Annotated in this window: 7 protein-coding genes; 2 read left to right on the top strand and 5 right to left on the bottom strand. The window is 45.5% G+C overall.

Annotation, left to right across the window (positions count from 1 at the left end; translation table 11 throughout):
- The 3 genes from thrS to WBA23_RS25325 all read right to left on the bottom strand — a co-directional run.
- Nucleotides 1-1,782: threonine--tRNA ligase (thrS, locus tag WBA23_RS25335; protein ID WP_424585069.1), on the bottom strand; the 1,782-nt coding region annotated here is incomplete at its 3' end.
- Nucleotides 1,783-1,784: 2 nt separating this feature from the next.
- Entirely contained in the window at nucleotides 1,785-2,930 is a 1,146-nt protein-coding gene (locus tag WBA23_RS25330; RefSeq protein WP_424585068.1) for a tetratricopeptide repeat protein, read from the bottom strand.
- A 159-nt stretch (nucleotides 2,931-3,089) separates the two neighbouring features.
- Nucleotides 3,090-4,043 (bottom strand): isoaspartyl peptidase/L-asparaginase family protein, encoded by a 954-nt coding sequence (locus tag WBA23_RS25325; protein WP_424585067.1) that lies wholly within the window; start codon nucleotides 4,041-4,043, stop codon nucleotides 3,090-3,092.
- Between the two features lie 109 nt (nucleotides 4,044-4,152).
- Between WBA23_RS25325 and WBA23_RS25320 the strand changes: the two genes are divergently transcribed.
- Together WBA23_RS25320 and WBA23_RS25315 are read left to right on the top strand one after the other, a co-directional pair.
- Nucleotides 4,153-6,156 carry an OmpA family protein gene (locus WBA23_RS25320; protein ID WP_424585066.1) on the top strand — a complete coding sequence of 668 codons (2,004 nt, stop codon included), beginning with the start codon at nucleotides 4,153-4,155 and terminating at the stop codon, nucleotides 6,154-6,156.
- Nucleotides 6,157-6,235: 79 nt separating this feature from the next.
- Nucleotides 6,236-6,844, top strand: coding sequence for a CDP-alcohol phosphatidyltransferase family protein (locus WBA23_RS25315; RefSeq protein WP_424585065.1), 609 nt, complete (start codon nucleotides 6,236-6,238; stop codon nucleotides 6,842-6,844).
- A 214-nt stretch (nucleotides 6,845-7,058) separates the two neighbouring features.
- On the opposite strand, the gene WBA23_RS25310 is transcribed toward WBA23_RS25315, so the two are convergent.
- A complete protein-coding gene (locus WBA23_RS25310) occupies nucleotides 7,059-7,754 on the bottom strand; it encodes an SDR family oxidoreductase (protein ID WP_424585064.1) in 696 nt (231 codons plus the stop codon).
- 230 nt (nucleotides 7,755-7,984) lie between these two features.
- Nucleotides 7,985-8,153, bottom strand: a 169-nt coding sequence (locus WBA23_RS25305) for a hypothetical protein (protein ID WP_424585070.1), incomplete at its 5' end; no start/stop codon positions are given.

Here is an 8,153-nt window from a genome sequence, read left to right as displayed (position 1 = left end):
ATCCTGAATCTTCCGGCCAATCTTCTCATCACGATGGTCTACTGCGCCCCGAATATCCTGATCTTCTAATGTTGCTAGTATTTCATCGGCATAATTGGTGTACTTCTCAGAAATGGGTAGAATAGCGAACTGTTCGGGAGCCAGCCAAAGGGGTAGATTACCGCCAGTGTGCTCCAGCAAAATAGCTACGAAGCGTTCCATTGAACCGAATGGGGCTCGGTGAATCATCACGGGACGGTGCTTTTGATTATCTGCCCCGATGTACGTCAGTTCAAAGCGTTCGGGTAGGTTGTAGTCTACCTGAATGGTTCCTAGCTGCCATTGCCGACCGAGGGCATCGTTTACCATAAAATCTAGCTTGGGGCCGTAGAATGCCGATTCGCCGTACTCAGTAACAGTTTTCAGTTCCTTCTCAGTAGCTGCCTCCACTATCGCTTGTTCGGATATCTCCCAGTTTTCATCGCTACCAATGTATTTATCACGGTCTTCCTGGTCACGTAGCGAAATCTGCGTGGTAAAGTCGTCGAAACCTAAATTGTTAAAAACGTGAAGCACTAAATCTATCACCTTTTTAAACTCATCCTTCACCTGATCGGGCCGACAGAAGATGTGAGCGTCATCTTGGGTAAAGCCCCGCACGCGGGTTAAGCCGTGCAGCTCTCCGCTCTGCTCGTAGCGGTAAACCGTGCCGAACTCCGCATAACGGATAGGTAATTCTTTGTAGGAATGGGGGCGGCTCTGGTAAATTTCGCAGTGATGCGGGCAGTTCATAGGCTTCAGCAAAAACTCTTCACCTTCGTTCGGGGTGCTGATAGGCTGGAAGGAATCTTTACCGTACTTTTCGTAGTGCCCCGAGGTGACGTATAAATCTTTATGACCGATATGCGGAGAGATAACGGGTTGGTAACCCGCTTTCTGCTGGGCTTTCTTCAGGAAGCCTTCCAGCCGCTCCCGCATGACTACTCCCTTGGGTAACCACAGCGGCAGCCCCTGCCCTACTCTTTCTGAAAAAGTGAATAAGTCTAGCTCTTTGCCTAGTTTGCGGTGGTCGCGCTTCTTGGCTTCTTCCAGTAGCTCTAAGTACTCCTTTAGTTCTTTCTGCTTAGGAAATGTGATTCCGTAGATACGAGTAAGTTGCTTGTTGTTCTCGTTGCCTCGCCAGTAGGCTCCGGCTACACTCATTAACTTAATTGCTTTGATGAATCCAGTATTCGGGATGTGCGGCCCGCGACATAGGTCCACAAAATTTCCTTGCTGATAAAAAGTAATCTGACCGTCTTCTAATCCTTCAATAAGCTCCAGCTTATACTCATCATCTTTTTTAGTAAAATACTCTACCGCATCGGCTTTGCTAACTGCTTTCCGCTCGTACGCATTTTTCTGCCGAGCCAGTTCCTGCATCTTCGCTTCAATCTTCGGCAGATCGTCCTCACCCAATGGCTGCTCACCCAAATCTACATCGTAGTAAAAACCATTGGCAATGGGTGGACCGATTCCGAATTTTATTCCTGGATAGAGTTCCTCTAAGGCTTCAGCCAATAGGTGAGCCGAAGAATGCCAGAAAGCGGATTTTCCGTCTAAGTCGTTCCAGGTGAGTAGCTGCACTTGGGCATCTTGCTCAATAGGACGGGTAGCATCCCATACCTCGCCGTTTACTTTCGCGGCCAGCACATTACGGGCTAAACCTTCGCTGATGCTTTGGGCTACTTCTAATCCAGTTGCACCCTCTGGGTACGATCGTTGACTTCCATCGGGTAAGGTAATTTTTATTTCTTCGGCCATTACTATGGGTTAGGTTCATCAGGAGTGATAGACTTCATACTGGGCACTCCTTGCTTCATTCGCTGAAATTCTTCCTCCTGTTTTTTTCGATACAAATATGCAACTTTTCCCCGTAGATCATCAAGTTCCTTACGGGCTATTTGATGGGTACTATACTGCTGCATAGAGTCTAGCTCGAGAATAGCTTCGTACTGCTCGATAGCTCGAGAATAGTTATATCGCTTATTTTGCACCCGAGCCAGCGTTAGCATCGCTTGCTTATCATCTTCTTGAAGATCCAGTAGTTGACGAGAATAGTAGGCGGCGGAGTCGTAGCGGCGATCTTGGTAATGCAGGTTTTGTAATTCTCGCAGTACTACTGGAGTGCGAGTTTGGGCTTTAACTTGGTACAAAACTACCCGAGCACTATCTTCGTAACCGGTTTTTCGTAGAATTCGGGCCTGTTGCAACAGCAGGCGGCTATCTGTAGCATTTTTAGGTTGTTGAAGGATCTTTTCCATGTATAATTTAGCCCGTTCGTAATCATCGGTATTCATATAGAAATCTACTAGTACTCCGTACACTGCTACAGCATCAGCACCAAGATTCAGACTCTTAAGTAGGTTTTGCTCCGCAGCCAACGTATCACCCAGCATCACCAATGCTTTTCCTTTCCGAAAATAGTTTTGGGGATTTTTGGGCGCGTACACTAGGGCGCTATCACTGTAGTGCAAAGCGTCTTCAAAATAGTTACTACTGATACTAGCCTCCGCTAAAATATCATAGATATCAATCGGTTCGCCTCCTTTACTACGAGCTAGTTTAGCTGCCCGTACTGCTTCGCGATTTTGTCCCTTCAATAATAAAGCTCGCGCACTAATAAGATGATACGTTGGCTCGTCATCATTAAGTTCTATAGCCTTACGAATACTTGCCAGAGCATTATTTGCTTTACTTTGCTGAAGCAGTAGTTCGGCCCGGTGATAGTGAGCATCGGCATTCTCTGGTTCATCCTGGATAATTTCGTCTACCGAAGCTAATGCGTAGGTGTAGTACTCCTCATCAAAGGTAGGCACCTCCGGAATGTTATAATTCTCTTGAGAAGTACAAGCTATCAGTGTCCCTAAAATAGCGATATGACCGACTGTAGATTTCAGTGAAATTATCATTTATGATTGACTATGGTGTTATGGTGTTATGGTGTTATGGTGTTATGGTGTTATGGTGTTATGGTGTTCAAATTTATCTATTCCACGAACACACAAATACTTTAGCACATGAACACACTATCTTGAAACGCAATCTTCCGAAAAATCATTGACAATTAATCAGTAAAAACTGCTCACATCTTTCATCCGGTTCGCCTGCTGATCGTTTTGTGCAAAATTAAACCCCGGTTGCAGACTATAGGCGCCTACTTCCCCCTGTTTACTGATCGCCAGAAATCCAATTTGGATGTCTTGGGCATTCTTTTGTTTCGCGATTCGGCGTACTGCTTTTTCGCAGGCTTGCTGGGGAGAATTGCCCTGTCGCATGAGTTCTACAATCAGATGGGCTCCGCATATTTTAATAATAGCCTCGCCCATTCCCGTAGCAGTAGCAGCTCCTACTTCATTATCTACGAATAAGCCGGCGCCAATAATGGGTGAATCACCTACTCTACCGTGCATCTTATACGCCAAACCACTGGTGGTGCAAGCCCCCGACAGGTTTCCATCAGCATCTAAGGCTACCATACCAATAGTATCGTGGTTCTCCACATTGATAATTGGTTTGTATTCGGCTTTCTTTAACCATTCCTGCCAAGCCTTTTCAGCTCGCTTAGTTAGTAGATTCTCCTGTTCAAACCCCTCATCTAATGCAAACTTTAGTGCGCCCTCGCCTACTAACATTACATGAGGGGTTTTATCCATCACCAGCCGGGCTACCGAGATTGGGTGTTTAATTCCTTCCAGGCAAGCTACTGCGCCACATTCACCTTTTTCATCCATAATGCAGGCATCAAGCGTCACTTGGCCATCGCGGTCGGGTAAGCCTCCGTATCCTACGCTTAGGTTATCTTCGGCTTCGGTTACTCGTACTCCAGCCTCTACGGCATCCACTGACGTTCCTCCCTTCTGTAAGATTTCCCAAGCAGCCGCATTGGCATTAATTCCGTGATTCCAGGTGGAAACTACAATAGGTTTAGCAGTTGGTTTTGCTAATGCGCGAGATGCAAAAGCGGAAACAGTTGCGGCACCGGCACTCAATTTTTTAAGAAAATTTCTTCGGCGGATTGTCATGTATAGTAGTTTGTTAGAGCAATAAAGTAACGAACTTGCTCGATAACCTACAAGGGGGCACTGTTTTTATCGAAAAAGCGTTTCCGACGAAACATCTGATACTACCCGTATGAAATCTCGCTTTGGTATCGCCCTTATTTTCTTTCTATTCTGTTTTTTACCTTTCACCGAAAGTTGGGCTCAGAGAAATAAACGACAAGAGCCACCCCGGCCGGCTTCAAGAAGTAATAATCAACGGCCGGCTTCGTCTTACACATCAAAGTCAAAAAAGGCTATAGAGTACTACGAAGATGCCTTTTCTTTTTTTCTACGACGGCAATACGGTCAGGCGCTGGAATTACTGGAATACTGCCTAAAAAAAGATCCAGCTTTTTCTGAGGCTCATTTACAAGCAGCCAAAATTTACGAAGCATTATCCGAACCGAACCGAGCTGCGTATCACTACAAAAAAGTAGTAAAGCAGCAGAAAAAAAATCCCAAATTCGTAGAGGCCCCCTATCAGTTAGCTCAAATATATTTTCAGCAGGGAAAATATGACGAAGCTCGTGAGCAAGCATCTTCAGCCATTGAAACGCCCCAAGCAGCTCCGGTAATTCGGGAGGAAGCTAAGTCACTTTTAGCAAATATTGATTTTGCCGAAGAAGCAATACAGCACCCAGTAGATTTTCAGCCCCGGCGGGTAGAGGGCGAATTACATCAGTTTCCACTACAGTATTTTCCGGTACTAACGGTAGACCAGCAGACCATGATTTTTACCGGACGACGGGGAATTACACCTCAGTACGATGAGGATATTTACGTGAGTGAAAAGGATAAGCAGGGCAATTGGCAAGCTCCTGAACTTCTCTCGGAGAATATCAATACCATGCGTAACGAGGGAACCTGTGCCGTTTCAGCCGATGGTCGCACGTTAATTTTCACGGCCTGCGAAGGACGAAAGGGCTACGGTAGCTGCGATTTGTTTGTGAGCTACAAGAAAGGCGATACTTGGTCGGTACCCAAAAACTTGGGAGCCGAAGTAAATTCATCAGCGTGGGAATCTCAACCTACTCTATCGGCCGACGGAAATACGCTATACTTTGTATCGGATAGAAAAGGGGGGCTCGGAAAAATGGATATCTACCGAACTCAGCGCCAACCTCAGGGCAAGTGGATTCAAGCGCAAAATGCAGGCAAGAGCATCAATACCTCTCGCGACGAGGTATCTCCTTTCATTCATGTAAATGGGCAGACATTGTATTTTGCCTCCAACGGCCGCCCTGGCTTTGGTGGGTATGATCTGTACGTAACCGAAGAAACCAATGGGCAATGGGGGGAGCCTAAAAACTTGGGTTACCCTATAAATACTTTTGAAGACCAAGCTTCGCTATTTATCACTGCCGATGGGCAAGATGCTTATTATTCTAATGAAGAGAAGCGGCAGGGACAGTACGTACGCAGCGAGATTTACACCTTCGCTATTCCGGCAGAGATTCAAGTGCAAAATCGTAGCAACTACGTGTTTGGGAAAGTATATCATGCCCTAACCAAAGAACCGCTGGGTGCTTCTATTGAACTAGTAGATATACGCCAGCAGCAACCTCTCTCTGCCGTAACCTCCGATCCGGTAAACGGAGAGTACCTAATGGTACTGACTGAGGGCTCAGAATATGCGCTATACGCCAACAAGGAAAATTTCCTCTTTAAAAGTTTAACATTCAATTACCTGACTCCAGCAGAGGCCCATGTTCAAGCCCCTATTGAGATTGATATTTACCTTGATCCGGCAGAAAAAGGGCGAGAAACAGTGTTAAACAATGTTTTTTTCGACACGGATAAATACTCTATTAAAGAAAAATCCGAACCAGAGCTCAATAAAATTGCGGCTTTTCTACAAGAGAATCCAACCATTTCCATTTCTATCAATGGGCACTCCGATAACGTAGGTGCTGATTCGTACAACCAAACACTTTCTACCCAGCGCGCTAAAGCCGTTTATGATTATTTAATTGAGGCGGGAATACCCACTGAACGACTGGCTTTCCGGGGTTATGGTGCTGAACAGCCTATTGCGGATAACGATACAGCGGAAGGCCGACAAAAAAATCGGCGGATCGCATTTGAAATCTTGTAGGAATCCTGTACCTTTTCCGTTATGTTAGATAGATTGTGGAAGAATGTTTTGTCGCTATTTTTAACTGATACTACCCATTGTGAAGCCGTTATTTAAGGTGCAAGATTACAATCTTGCGGAGTGGATACCCTTTTTGCGCTTAGTATCGGTTCCCTTTATTCTATTACTAATTGGTTTGGAGCTGAGGCTTATAGCTGCCTTTGTTTATTTTGCTAGTTTCTGCTCGGATGCTTTAGACGGTTTCGTAGCCCGCACGTTCGGTATGGAAACGGACCGACGGGGCCGACTAGATTCTATTGCCGATGAGGCGATACTAACTGCCGGATTAGTTGGTTTATATGTATTTGAACCCACCTTTTTTTTCGAACATCTTTTCTGGATTGTCATTGCTATCGGTTTGTACGTGTTCCAGCTAACGTTCGCACTCATTCGTTACGGCACCTACTCTAGCTTTCATACTATCTCGGCTCGGGCCGCTACGGTAATTCAGGCTATCTTTTTCATGAGCATGTTCTTTTTCGGTCCTCAACCCTGGCTATTCATTATTATGATTGGCCTATCACTACTAGATTCTCTGGAGGAAGTAGTGCTGATCGCGCGCTTACCTCAGTGGCAGGCCCACGTAAACGGTATTTTCTGGCTTTGGAAGGCTCAGCGGGATAAGAATCAAGAAAGAATTCATAATTAGACAGAAGATAAGAAATATGAGAACCTGTCCCGCAGTGGCGACTGTCGGACGTGTTCCGAAATGAGAAATATGAAAATTGAGATTGAATGACGACCGTCTTTAATTCTCTAATTCCTAGTAACCAGGAACCTCAAAACTTGTCACTTTTCTAACTATAACTTTCAAATCTTCCAACCATAGCACCTGAACACAGTAATACTCTAACACTATCAAATTACCACTCGATCAATTTACCATCTCGGAAAAAACCACCGGTTGGCCCATCGTCGGGTAGGGTAGCTGCCCACACGACACCTTCGGCACCTTCGGTCACATCCCGCGGGGCTTCTTTTCCGCCCATATCGGTACGCACCCAGCCTGGCCCTACCGAATTTACTAGTATCCCTGTATTTTGTAAGTCAGCCGCAAGCTTAATAGTTAGTACGTTTAGCGACGCTTTAGAAACGCTGTACGCCGGGGTACCGCCTCCCATACCGTTCAGAGCTCCCGCTCCGCTAGAAACATTCACAATTCGCCCGTAGCCGTTCTTTCGCATCAACGGAATAAAAGCTTGACTCACTCGCCAGGGGCCAAGTAGATTGGTGTTAAGTGTCTTTTGTACTGATTGCAAATCAGCTTGTTCAGCATTCTGCCAGGTATCGTAATTAATTCCGGCGTTATTAACCAGAATATCCAGTCGACCATAATTCGTCTCGATGTAGCTTTGTAATTGCGCTACACTATCGTCGTCAGTTACATCTAGCGGATGATAGGATATTAAATCACTTTTTAGCTCCTCAACCACTTTTTTTCCTTTTTCTTCATCCCGACTGGTCAGAATAACTTGATGACCCGCTTTAGCAAGTTGAGAGCAAACTTCTCGACCAATTCCACGGTTGGCTCCGGTGACTAGTGCAATCTTTGAATTCATATATTCGTAGATTCTTACAAGTGTTCAAGTATTCCAAGTTAGGCAGTCTGCCATAGATAGAGGACTGAACAAGCAGTTAATTAAAAATCATGGATCAGTGACTTGTAGAATTTACTACATAGGTCCTGTTTACGCCCACACGCTCTATCAGCAGTACGGATTTTCGTCAATTGCTTCCCCCGAATGGTTCATGAAACTGGCAAATCCCCTTCGTAATAGAATACAGAGGACTATTTTGGCAAATCCCTGTCATGATAAATCCAAGCAGCATGGCGAAAGGGTTGCCAAGATACATTAGCCAAATCTACCGAACTATTAACCAATGGTGCCCGTTTATGGCCGTTAAGACTCGCCTCTCCGTGTGCGAAGATAGCTACGTTCTCGTGCCCGCGCTCTTGA

Origin of the sequence: Tunicatimonas sp. (assembly GCF_049647865.1) — a bacterium.
Classification (GTDB): Bacteria; Bacteroidota; Bacteroidia; order Cytophagales; family Cyclobacteriaceae; genus Tunicatimonas.
The sequence above is the reverse complement of the archived record's forward strand: the minus strand, read 5'-3'. Positions and strand labels throughout refer to the sequence as shown.